The 19,738-nt window shown below is 49.3% G+C and carries 16 protein-coding genes; 9 read left to right on the top strand and 7 right to left on the bottom strand.

Features of this window, described 5'->3' with window-relative positions; all coding sequences use genetic code 11:
- The 4 genes from HKN79_06755 to HKN79_06740 all read right to left on the bottom strand — a co-directional run.
- The coding region (locus tag HKN79_06755) for a hypothetical protein (protein NNC83259.1) at window positions 1-282 on the bottom strand (282 nt) is incomplete at its 3' end.
- Window positions 283-479: 197 nt separating this feature from the next.
- Complete coding sequence (locus tag HKN79_06750; protein ID NNC83258.1) at window positions 480-1,175, bottom strand: hypothetical protein; 696 nt, start codon at window positions 1,173-1,175, stop codon at window positions 480-482.
- A 258-nt stretch (window positions 1,176-1,433) separates the two neighbouring features.
- On the bottom strand, window positions 1,434-2,177 hold the full coding sequence (locus HKN79_06745; protein ID NNC83257.1) for a hypothetical protein: 744 nt from the start codon (window positions 2,175-2,177) through the stop codon (window positions 1,434-1,436).
- 1 nt (window position 2,178) lies between these two features.
- On the bottom strand, window positions 2,179-3,279 hold the full coding sequence (locus HKN79_06740; GenBank protein ID NNC83256.1) for a Nif3-like dinuclear metal center hexameric protein: 1,101 nt from the start codon (window positions 3,277-3,279) through the stop codon (window positions 2,179-2,181).
- Between the two features lie 46 nt (window positions 3,280-3,325).
- Here HKN79_06740 and lpxK point away from each other — a divergent pair, with 46 nt between their 5' ends.
- The 6 genes from lpxK to HKN79_06710 all read left to right on the top strand — a co-directional run bounded on the left by lpxK (window position 3,326) and on the right by HKN79_06710 (window position 11,469).
- Window positions 3,326-4,393 carry a tetraacyldisaccharide 4'-kinase gene (gene lpxK, locus HKN79_06735; protein NNC83255.1) on the top strand — a complete coding sequence of 356 codons (1,068 nt, stop codon included), beginning with the start codon at window positions 3,326-3,328 and terminating at the stop codon, window positions 4,391-4,393.
- A complete protein-coding gene (locus HKN79_06730; GenBank protein NNC83254.1) occupies window positions 4,365-5,177 on the top strand; it encodes a purine-nucleoside phosphorylase in 813 nt (270 codons plus the stop codon). Before lpxK ends, HKN79_06730 begins: the two co-directional genes overlap by 29 nt.
- 4 nt (window positions 5,178-5,181) lie before the next feature.
- Entirely contained in the window at window positions 5,182-6,633 is a 1,452-nt protein-coding gene (gatB, locus tag HKN79_06725; protein NNC83253.1) for an Asp-tRNA(Asn)/Glu-tRNA(Gln) amidotransferase subunit GatB, read from the top strand.
- A gap of 74 nt (window positions 6,634-6,707) precedes the next feature.
- Window positions 6,708-7,784 (top strand): redoxin domain-containing protein, encoded by a 1,077-nt coding sequence (locus HKN79_06720; GenBank protein NNC83252.1) that lies wholly within the window; start codon window positions 6,708-6,710, stop codon window positions 7,782-7,784.
- A complete protein-coding gene (locus tag HKN79_06715) occupies window positions 7,784-10,714 on the top strand; it encodes a M1 family metallopeptidase (protein ID NNC83251.1) in 2,931 nt (976 codons plus the stop codon). Before HKN79_06720 ends, HKN79_06715 begins: the two co-directional genes overlap by 1 nt.
- Window positions 10,711-11,469: a UDP-2,3-diacylglucosamine diphosphatase gene (locus tag HKN79_06710; protein ID NNC83250.1), complete on the top strand. Its 759-nt coding sequence runs from the start codon at window positions 10,711-10,713 to the stop codon at window positions 11,467-11,469. The genes HKN79_06715 and HKN79_06710 overlap by 4 nt, the downstream gene beginning before the upstream one ends.
- 55 nt (window positions 11,470-11,524) lie before the next feature.
- Here the strand turns inward: HKN79_06710 and HKN79_06705 are convergent, their stop codons facing one another.
- From HKN79_06705 to HKN79_06695, 3 genes are all read right to left on the bottom strand, one after another.
- The gene (locus HKN79_06705) at window positions 11,525-14,332 is read right to left on the bottom strand and encodes a T9SS type A sorting domain-containing protein (protein ID NNC83249.1); all 2,808 of its coding nucleotides are present in this window, start codon (window positions 14,330-14,332) and stop codon (window positions 11,525-11,527) included.
- A gap of 141 nt (window positions 14,333-14,473) precedes the next feature.
- A complete protein-coding gene (gene lipA, locus HKN79_06700) occupies window positions 14,474-15,343 on the bottom strand; it encodes a lipoyl synthase (GenBank protein NNC83248.1) in 870 nt (289 codons plus the stop codon).
- Window positions 15,340-16,107: a hypothetical protein gene (locus tag HKN79_06695; protein ID NNC83247.1), complete on the bottom strand. Its 768-nt coding sequence runs from the start codon at window positions 16,105-16,107 to the stop codon at window positions 15,340-15,342. Before HKN79_06695 ends, lipA begins: the two co-directional genes overlap by 4 nt.
- 50 nt (window positions 16,108-16,157) lie before the next feature.
- Here HKN79_06695 and HKN79_06690 point away from each other — a divergent pair, with 50 nt between their 5' ends.
- The 3 genes from HKN79_06690 (at window position 16,158) to HKN79_06680 (ending at window position 19,738) form a co-directional block, all read left to right on the top strand.
- A complete protein-coding gene (locus tag HKN79_06690; GenBank protein ID NNC83246.1) occupies window positions 16,158-16,562 on the top strand; it encodes an OsmC family protein in 405 nt (134 codons plus the stop codon).
- 306 nt (window positions 16,563-16,868) lie between these two features.
- Window positions 16,869-18,437 carry a BamA/TamA family outer membrane protein gene (locus HKN79_06685; protein NNC83245.1) on the top strand — a complete coding sequence of 523 codons (1,569 nt, stop codon included), beginning with the start codon at window positions 16,869-16,871 and terminating at the stop codon, window positions 18,435-18,437.
- A 29-nt stretch (window positions 18,438-18,466) separates the two neighbouring features.
- A complete protein-coding gene (locus HKN79_06680; GenBank protein NNC83244.1) occupies window positions 18,467-19,738 on the top strand; it encodes a GWxTD domain-containing protein in 1,272 nt (423 codons plus the stop codon).

The following is a 19,738-nucleotide window of genomic DNA, read 5'->3' as shown; positions in this document are numbered from 1 at the left end:
TAGTAGTGCTACATCTGCCCCGAGCAATCCGAGGTCAAGCAAAGCCACCCAGATACTACGTCCTGTAGTTGAATATTTAATCTCACCAACATCGATATGGATGAATTCCCCTGTTCGTGCAGTATCTAGAACCACATAGAATTCGTTATCTGCTTGTTTGTTGAAGTCGATGATCGATCGAGCAAATGTCCCGGAGAGCTCTTGTTGCAGTCCAATTGGAATACTATCTGAGAAGGCAATCGACATTGTAAGGGTGTCGATCTGAGTCTCCTTGTTCAACATGGGCAGTTGAGCCTGTGTTTCAAAAGAATTTATTGCAATGATTATTATGAGGAATCTGTATGGCATAGCACCTAACACCCGAATATAAAACTCTCCATACCGCTCATACCTCGATATGAAGGGAATAAGAATCATTTATCTGGCAACCAGGACAAAAAACCGGCACTGAGGCCGGCTTCTCTATGCACGATTCACATTCAGAAAAGATCGATACAGTAGCATGCGTTGATCTGCACACATTGGGTCTGCATACGGCCTGGGGATTCAAATCCTTCAGGAACTTCTTCCCCTACCAATTCCCCAAAAGGTAGGCTATAGGCCACCGAGAAGGAAAAGGACTTGTGATGGATTCCGATCTCTGGCAGCATACCCAATCCCGAGTATTTGAAATCAGGGAACATCTCGGTCTCCACATTCTGGGTGAGCTTCAATGGGACATCTCCCATCTCGGCCTGCTCGTTGAACTGACCGATAGCGAGTCTGCCAAAGGGCCGTATCCCTTCTTTGACCGATGAATAGGTCAGTCTCAGTACGGTACGGGTACTGGAGACATTTCCTTTTTCCAGATAGCCGTTCACCTGCTCATCGCCCACACTGGGGTTGAGGATGAATTCGGCATGGGAATGGGTCCCATTGAAACCGATTCCTACTTGGAATCGTTCGTTGATGGCATAATCCACGGAAGCGAAATAGCTGAACCCGGCCCTGATCTTGGGAGCAAATTCGGCATTGGTATAGGCCACATTGCTGTGGTCGACCTTCGCAGCGGCATATCCGAATCCAATGGAGGCGGAGAAGGGTTTCTCCATACCCTGGGATTCTTGGGCCGAGGCTGATGAATAGAGACCGAGCATGAGCAGGGTGCTGAAGAGTGTAGTTAATGAGGTATACATGGTGATTGAATTTTGATATGTACCGGTGTTTTCTCGTCCCATTATGTGGCCTGATAGACACCTTCTGTAATTGTCGACCCAAAGATGATGGGGCCGTGTACAGGCCGCTCAAAAAGGGCATGGACAAAGGGGTGACAGTCCGCAAAAGAGAGGGGACAAGCGGTAGACACCCGCATGGGACGGGCCTTTCAGGTACAAAAAAAGCCGGCCTCAAAGGCCAGCTTTTTGAAATGCTTTATGCAAACTATCGGAAGAAAATCAAGATTCCTCCTCGTTCTGATCCACTAGGATACGACCGCAGTGCTCACAAACGATGATCTTCTTATAAGTCTTGATATCCAGCTGACGTTGAGGTGGGATCTTATTGAAACATCCACCGCATGCATCTCTCTCGATGCTCACTACGGCCAGACCGTTGCGTGCACTTCCTCTGAGTCGCTCATATGCAGCCAAGAGTCTCGCTTCGATCTTCTTCTCGGCTGCTTTGGATTTCTTCTGAAGGGACTTCTCTTCCTTCTCGGTCTCCTTTACGATATCGTCCAGTTCCTTCTTCTTGGCCTTGAGGTGAGCTTTGCGGTCCTTGAGTTTCTCTTCTACCTCACCGAGCATCTCTTTTTTCTGATCGATCTGGAATCCGAATTCCTTGATCTTCTTCTCGCTGAGTTCGATTTCCAAGGTCTGATACTCGATCTCCTTGTTCAAGGACTCGAACTCACGGTTGTTACGCACCTTGTTCTGCTGCTCCGTGTATTTCTTGATGGCCGCCTTGGACTCTTTGATCGCATTCTTACGCGCTGACACGGCATCGTTCAACTCGGATATCTCATCGTTGATCTTGGCGATACGTGTATCCAGACCGGCCACTTCATCTTCCAGATCCTCTACTTCCAAAGGAAGCTCTCCGCGCACCTGTCTGATCTTATCAATGGCAGAATCCACAGTCTGCAGTTCCCACAGAGCGTTCAATTTTTCTTCTACAATGTTTCCAGTCTTCGTGGCCATGCTATAGGTAATTTACCGGGTTTGTTCTTACCCCTGTCAAAAGGTGGGCAAAGTTAGGGAATTTTTCTGCGAGAAGACCCTGCAAAAGCTCCTGTGTATACTGCTCCGACTCGTAGTGACCGATATCCACCAGAATGAGTCTATCCTCAGCATCGAAGAACTCGTGATACTTGATGTCCGAGGTGATGAATACATCGGCTCCAGACGCCTTTGCAGCCGCCAATCCGAATATCCCACTGCCTCCTAGCACTGCCACTTTTTGTACACTATCCCGGCAGATGCGTGTATGCTTGAGCACCCCGGCTTGCATGGTCTTTTTGACCTCTTGTAGGAATGCCTTCGTCTCTATGGCCTCGGGTAATTCACCTATGATCCCACTTCCGAGATCCGGATAGGGATTCTCCAGACGCACGAGTTGATAGGCCACTTCTTCATAGGGATGGGCATTTCGTAGAGCCTGCATGACTTGAGAACTCAGCGCATCCGGTAGAATGACTTCCAGCTTGGTCTCATCTGCCTCGCTGCGTTCACCGATCTGCCCATCGAAGGGGTCTGCACCGTACAGCGGTCGGTAGGTTCCCTTGCCATCCAGTCTGAAACTGCACTGGTCATATCTACCGATGTGTCCAGCACCGGAATCCCAAAGAGCTTTCAGAACCCGGGCCAGATGGTCGATGGGAACATAGCTCTCCAATTTGAGGAGCCTGCCGCCCTTGGGCATGAGGATCCTGCGTGTTTTTGGAACCAGACCGAGTTTGTCTGCGATCATCTCGTTGACCCCACCGCGTACATTGTCCAAATTGGTATGGATGGCATAGATAGCGATATCGTTCTTGATCGCTCGAATGATGGTACGCTCAACGTAATTCTTGCCATTTAAGCGTTTCAGTCCCTTGAAGAGGATGGGATGGTGGGCAATGATGAGATTGGCACCTTTCTCAATGGCTTCTTGCACCACCTCTTCCGTACTATCCAAACAGATGAGGGTCCCTGTTAGCTCCTGATCCATACTGCCGATGATGAGACCTGCGTTGTCATAGGACTCCTGATAAGCTGGGGGAGCCAGTTCTTCCAGAAAGGAGACGATATCGGTGATCTTCATAGCGTGATGTGATTGAGTCCGAAGGTATCAAAGCCAACGATACGAAGTGAATCCTACTTTTACCTCCATGCACCTGCTCTTCATCGTGCTCAGACCATTCTCTTGGCTATACGGCCTCATTCTCAAGTTGCGTCATAGACTCTACGATACAGGCTTCTGGAAAAGCGAATCCGGTCCAGTGACCACCATCGTCATCGGCAACCTGGAATTAGGAGGTACGGGCAAAACACCCATGACCGATAAGATCCTACACATCCTCAAGGGCCATTTGAAGGTGGCCCTCTTGAGTAGGGGCTATGGTCGCAAGACCAAGGGATACCGAGATGTAGTGACGGAGAGCCCCCCTGCCGAGGTAGGGGATGAACCCCTGCTGATCAAGCGCATGCATCCAGATGTACCTGTGGCCGTCTGTGAGGATCGATTGCGCGGATTGGAACAATTGGCTGAGAACCATGTTTTGGATCTGGTGGTATTGGACGATGCCTTTCAACATCGACCATTGCATTCCGGCTTCAATATCCTGCTCACACCGTATGATAGACCCTTCTGGGACAATGCCTTGGTCCCTGAAGGACGACTTCGAGACGTGAAGGAACGGGCGCGATATGCGCATGCCATCGTGGTGACCAAATGCCCTGCGCAACTCAGTGCACAAGAGATGGAGTCCATGCGTGAGTCGGCTGCTTGGTACAGTACCGCTCCGGTCCATTTTGCTCGGATCGACTATGGCGCTCTTCGTTCTATCACGCATCCTGAGGAACCCAAGGATTGGCCGCAGTCGGTCGTGCTATTCTCAGGTATTGCTGATGATAGCCTCTTACATGATTATGTAGCCTCCAAGTCAGACGTATTGGAGGTCAAAAAATTCTCCGATCACCATCAGTATACCCCGCATGAGCTCCGAATGCTCATGGAGATATGTGCTAATTTTGCAGGCCGTGATCCGGTACTGGTGACCACAGCCAAAGACGCTGTGAAGATCAGGGGTCTATTAGGAGATACTGGCGATCCGCAAGTCGAGATTCTCGAGCTGCCGATAGAGGTCTCCTTCATGACAGAAGGATTGGAAGAAATGATACGCGCATATGCTCGAACAAATAAGAGAAACAGCTGATTGGATCAAGGAACGTATTCCGGGAGATCCTGAAGTAGGAATCATCCTAGGAACCGGTCTGGGTGGGCTGGGAAAAGAGATCGAGGCGGAGGTCAAGCTATCTTACGATGATATACCACACTTCCCTGTTTCTACCGTGGAAAGCCACCATGGTCAATTGATCATCGGTAAATTGGGCGATAAACGTGTGGTGGCCATGCAAGGCCGTTTCCACTACTATGAGGGCTATGATATGAAAGAGGTCACCTTCCCGGTGCGGGTGATGAGATTCTTGGGTATCAAGCGGCTATTTGTCTCCAATGCCAGTGGAGGAGTCAATCGCGACTACGAGATCGGTGATCTGATGATCTTGGATGACCACATCAACCTTTTCCCAGAGCATCCCTTGCGGGGTAAGAATATCGAAGAACTGGGACCTCGTTTCCCTGATATGAGCAAACCTTATGACCATGCACTTATCGCCAAGGCCAAAGAGATCGCTTCTTCGAACGGTGTCAAAGTTCAGGTAGGGACCTATGCAGGACTGACCGGGCCTACCTTGGAAACACCTGCCGAATACGAGTATGTATATCGCATCGGTGCCGATGCCGTGGGTATGAGTACCGTCCCCGAGGTGATCGTAGCGCGACATATGGACATCCCCTGCTTCGCCATCTCCATCATCACCGATATGGGTGTGGAAGGTCAGATCGTGGAGGTGTCGGTCGAAGATGTCATCGCAGTGGCTTCCAAGGCCGAACCCAAGATGACCTTGATCATGAAAGAACTTATCGCCTCCATCTAAGACTATGGGAGCACCTTATGATGCATATGAACTGGTATGTGGACTGGAGGTCCACTTGCAGCTGAAGACCGCCTCCAAGGCTTACAGTGGCGATAAGAACGAATACGGTGCCTTGCCCAATACCTTGGTCGATCCGCTCAATGTAGGTATGCCCGGCACCCTACCGGTAGTCAACAAGCGCAGCGTGGAATTGGCTATCCGTCTCGGGCTCGCATTCGATTGTGAGATTGCCGAAGAGATGCATTTCGCTCGGAAGAACTACTTCTATGCGGATTTGCCCAAGGGCTATCAGATCACGCAGGATACCACTCCCATTTGTTCTGGAGGTCATGTACATATCAAGCTCTCCGATGGACGTACGCGTGATATAGAATTGACCCGTATCCACATGGAGGAAGATGCTGGTAAGAGTATACACGACCAGGATCCATTCAACACCTTGGTCGATCTCAATAGGGCCGGAGTACCCTTGGTAGAAGTAGTGAGTGAACCGGTCATCTATGACCCTGAAGAAGCTTACGCCTATCTAACGGAGATACGCAGAGTGGTGCGCTACCTGGATGTCTGCGATGGCAACATGGAAGAAGGGAGTATGCGTTGTGATGCGAATGTCTCAGTTCGGAAGAAGGGCATCAAGGAACTCGGTCAGCGAACAGAGGTCAAGAACATGAACTCCTTCCGGAATGTACAACGGGCCATCGCTTTTGAGATGAAGCGTCAGATCGATATCCTTGAGTCCGGTGGCAGCATCCACATGGAGACCCGAAGCTATGATGCTGTCAATGATCGGACCTTCGGACTGCGTTCCAAGGAATTGGCACACGACTATCGTTATTTCCCCGAGCCGGACATCCAGCCTCTATTGGTGACGCGAGAAGATGTGGCCGAAGTGCGTAAGAGTCTGCCCCCATTGCCCCGTGAACTGCATAAGAAGTATACTGAAGAACTGGGTCTGAGCGCCTATGATGCAGGAGTGCTTACCGAAGAGAAGGAGATCGCTCTGTATTTCGAAGCCCTCCTAGAGCATACACCCAAGGCCAAATCAGCTGCTAATTGGGTCATGGGAGAAATCAAATCTTGGCTGAACAAACAGGCTAAGGAGATCGATGAATTCCCCATCTCACCCAAACGCCTTGCATCGCTGATCGGTCTCATTGAAGAAGGCAAGGTGAGTAGTTCGATCGCTTCCCAGAATATCTTTCCTGAGATGCTTGTTTCAGAAGAGGACCCCTTGCAGATCGCGGAGCGCTTGGACCTGATACAGGATAGCAGTGAAGACAGCATCACCGAATTTGTAGAGCAGGCCATTGCCGCATATCCGGACAAGGCCGAGGCCTATCGTCAGGGGAATAAAGGGCTGTTGGGACTGTTCATGGGTGAAGTGATGAAATTGTCACAGCGAAAGGCCGATCCCAAAGCGGCAAGTCAGAAATTGAGAGAATTATTAGAGAAGTGAATATGAAACAGACATTTATAGCTAGTGCGATCGTGCTCATCCTTCTGAGTGCATGTAGTTCAGGACCAGGTACCATGACCGTTTCCGGAAATCTGGAGAACGCAGCCGGACAGGAAGTAAGCCTACAGGTGTTCGATGGAAGCTCTCCGGCCAGTACGGCTGTGGTAGGAAGTGATGGGTCCTTTGCTTTGGATCTTCAGAATCCCTCATTGGACTACTTCAAACTTTCAGTGGGCGGGGGAGACCCAGTTGTACTCATATTCGATAGCACCCATACCGACATCCATATCGAAGGAGATGCCGATGACTTCATTCGCACCTATTCTGTGAGCGGGTCGCCAGATAGTGAAGTCATGAAAGAGTTCTTTGTGCTCACCGAACGATTCCAGCATGATCTGGACAGTGTTAAAGGGCTATCCAAGAGTCTACCCACGAATACGGATCCTATGATACGCATCGCCCTCAGTCAGGAAGAAGGGAAGATGACACGGGCGTTCGAGAAGGAGCTGAAAGAACTCGCCATGGAGAACCTGGATTCTCCTGCGGCATTGAGTATCATCTCAGCAGTAGATATCCGAGGTGCATTGACCGAATACAAGAAAGTGAGCAGTGCCATGAAAGAGGTCATTCCCAGTTCTCCTTATCTGACCTCTTTGAATTCGAAGATCCAGCAGATGGAGCAGGCCCTCGCTCAGCAAAAGCAGCAAGAACAGGCCATGGCCAAGCTGAAATCTGGCGAGCCCGCTCCAGAAATCGACCTGCAGGATCCAGACGGGAAATTCGTCTCCTTGAGCAGTCTGAAAGGAAAGTATGTACTCATCGATTTCTGGGCATCGTGGTGCGGACCCTGTCGTAGGGAGAATCCCAATGTGGTCAAGCTCTATGAGAAATACGGTGGGGATAGATTCGAGATACTCGGAGTGTCCCTGGATAGTAGCAAGGACCGCTGGCTCAAGGCCATTGAAAAAGATGGACTCGACTGGCTACATGTCAGTGATCTGAAGAAATGGAATTCAGTGGCTGCAGCCGATTATGGTGTGCGTAGTATTCCTTTCACCGTTTTGGTGGATCCTGATGGGAATGTGGTAGCGACCAAATTGCGCGGTAAAGCACTGGAAGACAAACTAGCTGAGATCTTCGGATCGGCTTGATGCGCGGTGCCCTTTATCTGATCCTTTTACTGACTCCTGTCACCACTCTTGCACAGGAGTACTTCCAACAATGGGTGGACTACACCATCGAGGTCACACTGGATGATGAGGCCCATATGCTGACAGGCGAGATTGAGATGGTCTATCACAATCGATCGGCCGATGTCCTAGAAGAGATCTACATCCACTTGTGGCCCAATGCCTATAGTTCTCGTACGACAGCCTTAGCAGAACAGCTAAGGAATACCGGGCAATTGGACTTGGAATTCAGCACGGAATCTGAACGCGGGTCGATCGAAGGCCTAGCTTTCACCATCGATGGGGAAGCCGTGGAATTCTCAGCCTATAATGATCATCCGGATATTGCCCACATCCAATTGCCGAAGGCCTTGGCACCAGGCGAGCAGATGACCCTGTCTACTCCATTCAAAGTCAAGATTCCGAGTAGTAAGATATCACGCTTAGGTCATATCGGACAGAGCTACCAGATCACCCAATGGTACCCGAAACCAGCAGTGTATGATAGCGAGGGTTGGCATCCCATGCCTTATCTGAACCAAGGGGAATTCTATAGTGAATTCGGTTCTTATCATGTCACTTTGACCCTGCCTCGGAATTATGTGGTAGGGGCCACGGGAGAGCTACAGGAAGAATCAGAACGTCAATTCATGCTCGAATTGGCAGAGCAACATTCCACTCGACCCTGGCAAGGGATGGACAATAGCTTTCCACCCAGTTCTCCCGAGACCAAGACCATCCACTATCATACCGATAGTGTGCATGATTTCGCATGGTTTGCTGATAAGCGATTCCATGTCATTCATGAGCAGTTCAGTTTGGATTCAGGAAAGGAAGTGGACGGATGGGTGCTACACACGAACCGCCATGCCGATCAATGGGCCAAGAGCATGGAATATCTCATCGATGGGACCAGACACTATTCTAAAGCTGTGGGTGAGTACCCCTATAGCCAGGTGACTGTGGTAGATGGGACTTTGGCTGCAGGAGGAGGTATGGAGTATCCCATGATCACGGTGATCAACGGCACATCGGATGCGAAGCGCTTGGAACAGGTCATCGTACATGAGATCGGGCACAACTGGTTCTACGGGATTCTTGCAAGCAATGAGCGCACTGAGGCTTGGATGGATGAAGGTATCAACAGCTATTATGAGCAACGATATTTCAAGGAGAAATATCCCGATCCAGAGAAGGGCTGGGCTGACCTATTGGGAACGGTAAGTGAAGACATGCCCCAATTTGCCTATCGATTGATGGCCTGCAGACACCAAGACCAAGCACTCGCCACTCACAGTCTGGAATTCTCCCCTTTGAACTATGGTGCCATAGTCTATATGAAAGGAGCATTGCTCATGGACCACTGGGAATCCATTTGGGGTAAGGAGAGCTTTGATAAGGCCATGCAGGACTACTTCCAGCGATGGAAGTTCAAACACCCCGATGCACAGGATCTGCTATCGAGCTTAGAAGAGAGCACCGGAGAATCATTGGGTACTTCCTTCCAGCCCTTGGTCGAATCCGTCATCAAGACGGACCACGCCATGACGGACTATGACCGTGCGGACAATAGCATCGGTGTGCGGTCTAAGACCGCATATACCGGGCCTATCCGGGTGGGCTTCTTCAAAGACGGTGAGCAAGTGGATTCTCAAGTGGGAGAGGGGGAGGTCTTCAGGATATCCAGCAAGGAGGATTTCGATCGGGCCATCATCGACCCGGATGCTCGATCGCTACAATCTGTGCGGAGGAATGATGTCATTCGGAGTTCTGGAATCCTGGAAAAATGGGCGATGCCCGAGTTCAGACCTGTGATCGGTACTGGACTGTCCCGAAGACCCAAAGTGTACTACGCACCCGCTCTAGGGTGGAATACGCACGATGAGCTCATGCTGGGCGGTTATCTGAGCAATCTCGAGATTATCCCAAAGCCATTGGAATGGACCCTTATCCCGATGTATAGCACTGGTGAAGATGACTTGTCTGGTCTTGGGAACATACGGTTAACGATTTATCCGACTGAGACTGCTCCCGATAGATTCGAGGTGGGTCTGCAGGTGAAGCGCTTCACATCAGCTTTGGAGGATGACATATCACATCGATATCTGAAACTGAGGCCCTCATTCACCTATACCTATCAGGACCCAGCCCGTCATAAGGCTTCACACGATATCTTCTATCGACTCCATTATATCTACCAAGAGTCCACGGGGTCAGAATCAACTGAATCGTCAGAGCTGGTATTCAATGAAGTGGGATATGCGTATGGTAGAAGTCAGGGCCTGACCGACACGGATGGCGGTCTGATGCTCGAATTCCATGATGCCTATCAGAAGGTCACAGGGGAATTTTCTGTAGAGCAGATCTTTGACAAGAACAAGAATGCCTGGCGACTCAGACTCTATGGAGCAAAGATGTGGACACGTGAATTCCCTCCGCTCGGTGCTACCTTATCACTGGCCGGTCAAGGCGCCTCTAGACGGATAGATGGTACCTATGATGATTATCGCTATGATCACTTGCTCCTAGCAAGAGGTGAGATGGAGGATCTGGTCGCTCAGCAATGGGTAGGGAATCGAGGGGGATTCATCCATCGTACTCCTTTCGGTACTACAGATGATTGGGTGATTGCCCTCAATGGAGAAGTAGATCTTCCGGTTCCTTTTCCCGTGTCCATATTCGGGAATTATGGAGTATATGCTACTTCAAATGATAATGAGTCGCTCTACGAGGCCGGTGTACGGTTGAGCCTGATCGATGATTTCTTCGATATCTCCTTTCCGGTTCTGTCCTCATCATCCATTACGGACTATTATGACTTCCAAGAGATAGAGTACATAGAGACGATCAGATTTCAATTACGTTTGGACCGCGTAGATATCCGTTACTTGATCGATCGATTATCCCTATGAACACGGGTAAGAACATATACTTCGCTTCCGATCTGCATCTAGGTGTAGATGGGACTACGAGTTCTCTGGAGCGCGAGAGGGCTTTTGTACGGTGGTTGGATGAGGTGGGTCGGGATGCTGAGGAGATCCACTTGGTGGGCGATGTCTTCGATTTCTGGTTCGAATACAGCAAAGCGGTTCCAAAAGGATTTGTCCGCACATTGGGTAAACTGGCGGAGCTATGCGACCGAGGAATTCCAGTCTACATGTATCTGGGAAATCACGACATGTGGTTATTTGATTACCTACCAGAGGAGATCGGAGTACAGATCGTGGATGGACCGGTGATACGGAATTTCGGAGATAAGAAATTCTACATTGCTCATGGAGATGGCTTAGGTCCAGGGGATCACGGCTACAAATTCATCAAGAGCGTCTTTCGCAACAAGGTGTGTCAATGGCTCTTTGCACGTATACATCCCAACTTAGGGATCCGCATTGCTCAATACTTCTCACAGAGGAGTCGTGCAGCCGAGTCAGAGGAGTATCTCGCTTTCCTGGGAGAAGAGAAAGAGTGGTTGATCATCCATTCCAATGAGATCTTGGAACAAGATGCTTCCATTGATTACTTCATCTATGGCCATAGGCATCTTCCCATGCAGATCGATCTGGCCCAAGGGGCTACCTGTATCAATCTGGGGGATTGGATATCTCACTTCACCTACGCGGTATTCAACGGAGAGGAAACACAGCTCCTCACTTACGATCGTAAATGAAGAAAGGCCCTCTTTCGAAGGCCTTTCTGATCTCATTTATAAGAAAGTATCCCGATCATCGAGTCACGATGAATGCACGTGACTGACGCTTACCATCTGTCAAGATGCTCAGGACGTAGTTCCCTTCTGCGAAATTCGAAACATCGAATCTGAAGAGGTGTTCACCACGGGATAGTTTCCCCTTCTGGATTGACTCGAGTTGCTTGCCATTGATATCATAGATCTCCATCGTCACATTCGATGCCTCCATGAGGTCTAGACGTACTTGACCTTCATTGTTCATCGGATTCGGATAGAGCGTGACCTCAGAGAGAATATCATCTCCTTCCACATCATCTACGTTGAGAATGTAGTCCCCAAAGTAGTAGATGCCTTTACCGAAGGTACCTGCATACAATGTTCCTTCATTGAGTACGACTCCTGGAAGTGGTCCGAGATCCTCAGTGGTCATGGTCTGCTGTTCCAAAGCATATACCGGAACACGTCCCATGGCACCATTGCACTCCTCATAGGTAGCTCCCAAGTCTTCTGAAACCCATACACCGTACTCGGTTCCTGCGTAGATCCTATCCGGATTGTTGACATCGAATGAAACACTGTAGGCCGGCATACGCTCCAGACCAGCTGGCATGTTCCATGCAGGGACAAATGAATCATCATCAGTAGCGGTGGCCGCTGTTTCACTGATCAATATATGATCGATGGTAGAGTATCCAGGACGAGCAATGGCCAGTCTATTCGGATTGTTTGGGTCGACAGCCATGTCTTGGATGGTACCGCTACCTGCGAAGATCTGTGTTCTATTAGAAGTACCTGCAGACTGCAGATCCGAGGCAGTAAAGGCATCTCTCAATCCTGAGATGCGGTATACACGCCCGCCAGAAGTTCCCACGTACATGTGGTCCCCATCAGGTGAGAACTCGAAACTGGTCACCGTTCCAGATAGACCGCTCACAGTCGCCCACTGTATATCTCCAGCCGTCACTGTGTTACGGGTCGCATCACGCGTCATGCGGAATCCTCCGAAACCACCTACACAGAAGATCGATTGGGCTGGGTCCGGTAGAAGGACCGTCTCTCCAGCAGCGATATTCTCACTGGCTACTGTAGACAGCGGCATATCATAACTCAAGCTGAAGTAATCGATGGTCTCACCAGCACTGATGTCATCCACCGCTGTGAATGGAACGATCTCCGTGGCATTTTCCTCCGTGATAGTCTCATATAGATCGATAATTGTCCAGAAAGGACCGGGATACTCAGCCGGAGTAACGATGTTGATCCCTGTAACACCATTGTCGAAAGTGCGGTAGACATCGTTATTATAAATGGTGGCGAAGGCCAATCCGTCTTGGAATTTGGAGATCAAACAGTCGAAGCCGTCACCTCCCAGTGCTTGGTCAGAATCATTGCTGGAGATGTTGAACCCGGATATGACATGTGTACCGTTATCCTGGGTTCCTCCGATAATACCTCCATCATTGCTGAAATCAATTCCGTAGAATTGAGTCGTACGGTTCTCATAATTGGATGAAACGAAAGTCCCAGCATTGTTGAATGACTTGAAGATACCTCCATCACATCCGATGTAGAATACGCCATTGGCATCCCAGTGGAATTCGTGGATATCCGAGTGGACGTACTGAGGGTTGACCCCTCCGTCATTGGTGAAATTGACATTCAACAGACTCCATTGACTGGATGGTGGGTTCACACTTTGAAGCTCCACATCATACACGCGGATACCACCTAAGATGGCACGTTGTGGATTGCCCGGTTGTACCGTCAGAGCACAATCATAAATTCCTTGGCCTTGAATCTCATTGGAGAATGGCGAGAAGGGTAACTGACCCGAGTTGCTGTCCCCGTGGAGTTCATACCAAGTAGCACCTCCATCGGTCGATCCGTAGAAGCCTCTCATATAACTACCCGAATTCACCACTACGCAGTACATGAAATCCGAGTCGTCTTTGGAGATAGCCACTTCGATACGACCTACATTCCCTGAAGGAACGTCCCCGAAGTCATTTGACATCCTGTCTTCAAAGCTTGCACCCCCATCTGTCGATAGGTAGAGCTGGTTCGCTACTACCGCTAGAATGCGTTGCCCATCAGCCGAAACATCGAAAGTAGAGCAGTACAGACCATTGACATCCAATACGGACTCAAAACCATTGGTCTCATCGTAGGTGGCCAATCCGTCCCCATAGGCGATCCACACTTTGTTATCATCATTGGGGTCGGCCATCAGTCTATTGACTTCTGACCATGGATCGGTGTTGAAAGTTGTACTTGGCGTGAAATCCTCAACAATGCTCCATGAAGCTCCGTCATCGGTGCTGTAGTACAATCCATTACCGATGAAGGTATCATATCGGTTTCCGGTACCTACATAGATGGTCCCGTTAGTAGTCCGTGCTATCGAGGATACTGCTACATTATTATCATCGAATGATTCGAGACGGTACCATTCCTCTCCAGAGTTATCCGATCGCCAGATACCTCCTGATACACCACCCATGAGCACACGGGTCGGGTCTTCCTGATAGGTAATGACCGAGCGTGTACGTCCGCCCACGTTATTTGGTCCGGCAGAGGTCCACTCCACGTCCAGATTCTTAGCGCTCCTGTCCGGAGTCATCTTGGCCAGAGTCTTCTGCACATCATAGATGGCCTGATAGTCGATCTCACCAGTGGTGGGGTCCTTGAGAAGATTGTAGCGCACTTCTTTGGCTCCTTGCCAGAGTGCAGGGCTATCGAGAGAAGCCCGCTCTTTGTAAGTGGGTTCAGCTTTCTCGATGGTCAAGGTGCAAATGGCCGAGGCCACTATAAGGGCGAGTAGAATAGGTAATGTTCGCTTCATCTTATAAAATTGATTCTTTTTCTAAAATCGTCCGCTCGTTCAAAACGGCCGTCAATGTACGAATTTATCATGATCAGAGCCCTTTCTGAGGCCATCTCACGACCAATGAAATCCATTGATCTCATTTCTAGGACATGCGGTTCAGAATACATGCTTCTCAGCATGGTATGAACTCCTGACAAGTGGACCGCTCTCTACAAAACGAAAGCCCATTTTCAGACCGATCTCACGGTATTCATCGAATTGTTCAGGAGTGATGAATTCTGCCACGGGTAGATGTTCAGGGGTAGGCTGAAGATATTGTCCTAATGTGAGAATATCGCATTTGACCGCTCGGAGGTCTTCCATGGTCTCCAATACTTCGTCACGGCTCTCGCCCAGACCGAGCATCACTCCGGATTTGGTCTTCATTCCACCTTGCTTCAATCTACGCAAGACCTCCAGGCTACGGTCATATTTTGCTTGGATGCGCACCTCTTTAGTCAGTCTGCGTACCGTCTCCAGATTATGGGAAACGATCTCTGGAGCTACATCGATGATCCGCTGCAGATTCTCCCATTTTCCTGCAAAATCAGGTATGAGTGTTTCCATAGTGGTGCCGGGAGATTTCCTGCGAATGGCCCTTACAGTGCGGGCCCATATCTCGGAGCCTCCATCAGGGAGATCATCTCGGTCTACCGAGGTGATCACACAGTGTTTGACCTCCATAAGTTGCACGGACCGGGCCACTTTGGCCGGCTCGAAAGGGTCTATATCATCAGGTCGTCCGGTGCTTACCGAGCAGAATCCACATGATCGGGTACAGGTGTTCCCTAGGATCATGAAGGTGGCAGTACCTGCTCCCCAACATTCTCCCATATTGGGGCAGTTCCCACTCTGGCATATGGTATGCAGACCGTGTTCGTCCACAAGTTTGCGCACCTTTTTGAAGTTCTCCCCGGTGGGTAGCTTCACGCGCAGCCAATCGGGCTTTCGCTTCTTTGGCTTGGTCGTAGTAGTGACTTCACTCATTCGGTGATGCTCCTATTGAATTTCTTACCTATGAAAAGATTGATGAAGAAACTGAAGAAGAACTGATTGTTCTCCTCGAATGCCATCAGAGGCACTTTCTCCAGATAGCCATCCAGCGCTGTACCTACTTCGATGCCTTTTAACTGACTTTGGTAGGGAGAGAGTTCGAAATAAAGACTGCTTCGTACATGGACTCCAGGCCAGATCTTCAACTCATCGAATCCCTGCAAGGCAGAGGCCTTGCCGTAAATATTATTGACCCCATGCAGATCGGGGTCGTATTTCTCCGTTCGCAAGGTGAAGCGATTCTGATCGATGGGTCGTATGATCTCCAGATAAATGGGCTTGGTGAATCCTATCGAAGGTCCTATTCCCGTTCTCAGTGAGACTTCCACACCACTCTTTCGGTATTTCTCGGTCAGCACCTTCTTGATGCTGATGGTCGGGCGCACGACATAGAATGCATTGAGTTTTCCATAGGCATATCCTTTGGCGTCCTCGTAGAAGGCATTGAATTGTTTGACCTCTTTGGAGTGTTTCATGCCCAATATCTCGATACCGTAAAGCACGGTCCGATCTACTGTTTGAATATCCCCGTAGGCGAAATTGACACCCCAGCCCCTTGGATGAACATGCACTCCTCCTTGCAGGCTTTTGGTGAACAGCACAGTGGCCTCGTCATAGACCGTTTGTTGAGCCTTGAGCGGGGCTTGTAGGGCTATGCAGAGGATGAGAAAAGAACAGAAAAATAGAGAGTTCCTCATCAATTGTAAAACTACTATAAATGCAACGATATTTGGGCGAAAAAGTATGTATGGCGACTAGTAGAATCGTTTATAATGGAGATCTCAGATGCTCGCTTGAACATCTGCGCTCAGGCAGCGTTATCCGTTCGGATGCACCTATCGATAATCAAGGTCTAGGAGAAGATTTCTCTCCTACCGACCTAACTGCCTCATCTCTAGGGGCATGTATGTTGACGATCATGGGGATCAAAGCGCGTGATCAGGGTCTGGATATCCAAGGAGCACGATGTGACGTGACGAAGACCATGTTGGATGGTCCTAGGAGGATCGGTAAGATCCGTGTTCAGATTGAAATGCCATCCTCAGTTCCAGAGGATAAGCGGAAAGTGTTGGAAATGGTAGCGAAAAACTGTCCGGTGGCGCTGAGTCTATCCAGCGATATCGAACAGCAGGTCGAGTTCACCTATATCTAGGCTCAGCTTTCTACTTGCTCGCTCTTCACTGTGTCCACCTTACTGTAGGCAGCACAAGACTTGGATTTACTGCATGAAGTCAAGGCCATGCAGAAAAGAACAAAAGCAGCAAAAGCGAAAATCTTCTTAGTCATCTTGCTCAGATTTTGATAACGTCTTAGCGTCATTCGGATTCAAAAGTATACCTATTGTACTCATTAACGCGAAATTTGTTTCAATAATTATTCCACGATATATGTGTGGAACCGCCTTGTCGCGTTAAGTGTGCAGTCCTGAATACCCATGATACGGTCTATTCAATGTCTTTTGGTCCTTTTCTATCTGCCCATAGCTGCGCAGGTGACTGCCGATTATCACGCTGATCAGGTCGATCGTTTCGTGAATTGGGAGCGTCAGTTCGAATCCATAGATGCTTCTCGGGCATATCTGGATGATCAGGTCAGACAGCAACGTGAGGAAGGCTATCTATCATTCTCGATCGACTCTATGCGAATAGATGAGCCTTCTGTCCATTATTATATATATGTAGGACAACGATTCGATCTGCCCTCTGGACTCAATGCAGGTCATAGACAGAAATTGAAAAAGCTCGATCGTCTGGAGAACAATGGGTATCCCTTTGCTCGGCTAGAGATCAATAACAGTTTGGATTCTTCCCTTCTTCTTTCTGAAGCTGTCATCTATCCCGGCCCTTTGGTCCGATTCGATAGTCTGATCTTGCTCCAATCACCGCAACTTCCTGCTAAGGTCATCGGTCATCATTTAGGAATCCGCTCAGGGGAAATATATAATGAAGAATTGGTGGAAGATGCTGATCGAAGGCTACGTCAATTGCCCTTCTTACAAGTAGTGCGGAATACCTCGGTCATCTTCTCCGGTCAGAAGGCCAGGGTGCTTCTAGGAGTAGAGAAACGCAATGCCAATCAAGTGGATGGTATAGTGGGTTTTCAGCCGGATGCTGATGGGAAGGTAAGCTTTACGGGAGAGGTGCAATTGGACCTGCAAAATGCCTTCTCCCATCTAGATGCGATCCATCTTCGATGGCAACGCGTGGCCGATAATACACAACGATTGGAATTCGATATCCGCTATCCCTATCTTTTCGGTTCGCGATTGGGAGTGAAAGCAGGTATCGAGCAATTCAGACAGGACACCACTTTCAATCAAGTGATACTGAATGCATCGCTTTTCACCATTCTGGAGAACTCGAGTTCATTTGCCGCTTTCATCTCATCACGAGTCGTCAATGACCTCTTGGTAAGCGATACAGTTCCTGGCAGTAGCACGCGTACCCAGCAGATCGGTGTAGACTATGAATACAATGCCCTCGATGATCGCTTCAATCCACGTAAAGGACTATTTCTTAATGCGGGAATCTCATATGGCGATAAGGAAGTGCAGTCAGGAACTGGGTCAAGCGAGCAGGTGTCGGTCGATCAATACATGGCCCAAGCGGATCTCGGTTATTTCATACCTATTAAGAAAAGGAGCACGTGTTTACTCCAGATGACTGGACAACGTATGGAAAGTGATGTCATTATTCCGAACGAGCTCTATCGGATAGGTGGGCTGAAAAGTCTGAGAGGCTTTGATGAACAGAGCATTCGGGCAAGCTCCTATCTGATCTCCACCTTGGAGTATCGTTTGCTCTTCGATGAGAGATCCTATCTGACCGCATTTGTGGACTATGCCTGGTATGAGCAGGATGTACTAGAGGGCTATCTGAGCGATACTCCCTATGGACTGGGGCTAGGAGCAGCATTTGGGACCGCTGCTGGGATACTCAATATAAATTATGCCCTCGGGAGTCAGCTCGGGCAGGCGATAGACCTGCAGACAGGAAAGATACACTTCGGATATTCTGCGCTGTTCTAGGAGCGAGGTTTATCTACATTTGGACCGCTATGGATTTCTCACTTTCAGATCTTGTTTTCAGAACATGCTCGGATTCGAGGAAGAAGCCCATCCTATGGATCTGTGTTGTCACATTGCTCATGGTGTTCCAAGGGTGTTTACCCACGAGCACTTTACGCGTTTATGAGGAACTATATGATCTGGATCCAGAATTCGGACATGATGCCTACGTCAGGCAATCCAGTGTCGATTCGGCTTATGTGTATTTCAGAGTGCGTACCGGGCACCTACTGCACAAAAGGAAGGATACCCAATCCCCATTCAAGATCGATGTAGGATTCAAGGTGCTCACAGTGAGTTCGGTGGTTGGGAATTCTGACACCATCAGACATAACCTCATCAGGCAGTACGACAAACCCATGGACGAACTCGTCTACGGTCGATTCGCTATCCCTATGCGCGATTCAATCGACTACGAAGTGCGGATCTACATGAATGATAATGTCAGTAAGAAGCAGTCCAAATTCATCGCTTTTCATACCACCAGCGGGAATGACCATAGATATTTCAATGTTCTTGTAGAAGGGCGTCCGTCCAGATACTGTGCTTGCGCTCCCGGTCAGACTATAGCCCTCTTTCCCTATGGTTGGGGAGATGGGACGGCCATTGTCCGTGCTTATGAGCGTACAGATGGACTTCCACCACTTCCTTTTACCATCAATCCGCGTAAGCCACGGGTGATCACACCGGCCGGAGAGTTGACACTGGACTATAAAGGAGGAATAGAACTCAACTGTCCCGAACAGAACCTCCTGGAGTTATTCCAACCTGAGCTCAATACGGTACTCGAGGTCCCGATATACCCAGCTGCCTTCCCCAAGATGACAAGTCATCAAGATATGGTCGAGGTGCTGCGATTCATCACTTCTACCGATGAGTATACTTCGATGATGAATGCGGATGATCATCAAGAGGCCTTAGAACGTTTTTGGATCACATGTGCCGGAAGCCGTGAACGGGCCAAGGTGCTCATCGAGCAGTACTATTCACGAGTAGAAGAGGCCAATCTCTTCTTCTCGACCCATATGGAAGGATGGAAGACCGACCGTGGTCTGATCCATATCGTATACGGTCCGCCCAATGAGATCGAGCGGAGTGGCAATCGAGAGACTTGGTATTATGGGGCGAGTGATGCTGAAGATCCCTTGGAATTCACGTTCTTCAAAGAAGGAGATTACATATTGGACCGGACCCTCGATCACAGGCCCAGTTGGTATCTGACGATGGATGCATGGAGAAGTGGAAGGACCATAAGCCCCTAA

It is taken from the genome of Flavobacteriales bacterium, assembly GCA_013001705.1.
In the GTDB taxonomy this organism is placed as follows: domain Bacteria; phylum Bacteroidota; class Bacteroidia; order Flavobacteriales_D; family JABDKJ01; genus JABDLZ01.
The sequence above is the reverse complement of the archived record's forward strand: the minus strand, read 5'-3'. Positions and strand labels throughout refer to the sequence as shown.

Bases quoted from the DNA above. Each gene is read 5' to 3' on its own strand.
- gatB (NNC83253.1), top strand. From the start codon at position 5,182: ATGGGAGCACCTTATGATGCATATGAACTGGTATGTGGACTGGAGGTC.
- lipA (NNC83248.1), bottom strand. From the start codon at position 15,343: ATGAGTGAAGTCACTACTACGACCAAGCCAAAGAAGCGAAAGCCCGAT.
- HKN79_06750 (NNC83258.1), bottom strand. From the start codon at position 1,175: ATGTATACCTCATTAACTACACTCTTCAGCACCCTGCTCATGCTCGGT.
- HKN79_06705 (NNC83249.1), bottom strand. From the start codon at position 14,332: ATGAAGCGAACATTACCTATTCTACTCGCCCTTATAGTGGCCTCGGCC.
- HKN79_06680 (NNC83244.1), top strand. From the start codon at position 18,467: ATGGATTTCTCACTTTCAGATCTTGTTTTCAGAACATGCTCGGATTCG.
- HKN79_06745 (NNC83257.1), bottom strand. From the start codon at position 2,177: ATGGCCACGAAGACTGGAAACATTGTAGAAGAAAAATTGAACGCTCTG.
- HKN79_06710 (NNC83250.1), top strand. From the start codon at position 10,711: ATGAACACGGGTAAGAACATATACTTCGCTTCCGATCTGCATCTAGGT.
- HKN79_06740 (NNC83256.1), bottom strand. From the start codon at position 3,279: ATGAAGATCACCGATATCGTCTCCTTTCTGGAAGAACTGGCTCCCCCA.
- HKN79_06690 (NNC83246.1), top strand. From the start codon at position 16,158: ATGGCGACTAGTAGAATCGTTTATAATGGAGATCTCAGATGCTCGCTT.
- HKN79_06730 (NNC83254.1), top strand. From the start codon at position 4,365: ATGCTCGAACAAATAAGAGAAACAGCTGATTGGATCAAGGAACGTATT.
- HKN79_06695 (NNC83247.1), bottom strand. From the start codon at position 16,107: ATGAGGAACTCTCTATTTTTCTGTTCTTTTCTCATCCTCTGCATAGCC.
- HKN79_06715 (NNC83251.1), top strand. From the start codon at position 7,784: ATGCGCGGTGCCCTTTATCTGATCCTTTTACTGACTCCTGTCACCACT.
- HKN79_06720 (NNC83252.1), top strand. From the start codon at position 6,708: ATGACCGTTTCCGGAAATCTGGAGAACGCAGCCGGACAGGAAGTAAGC.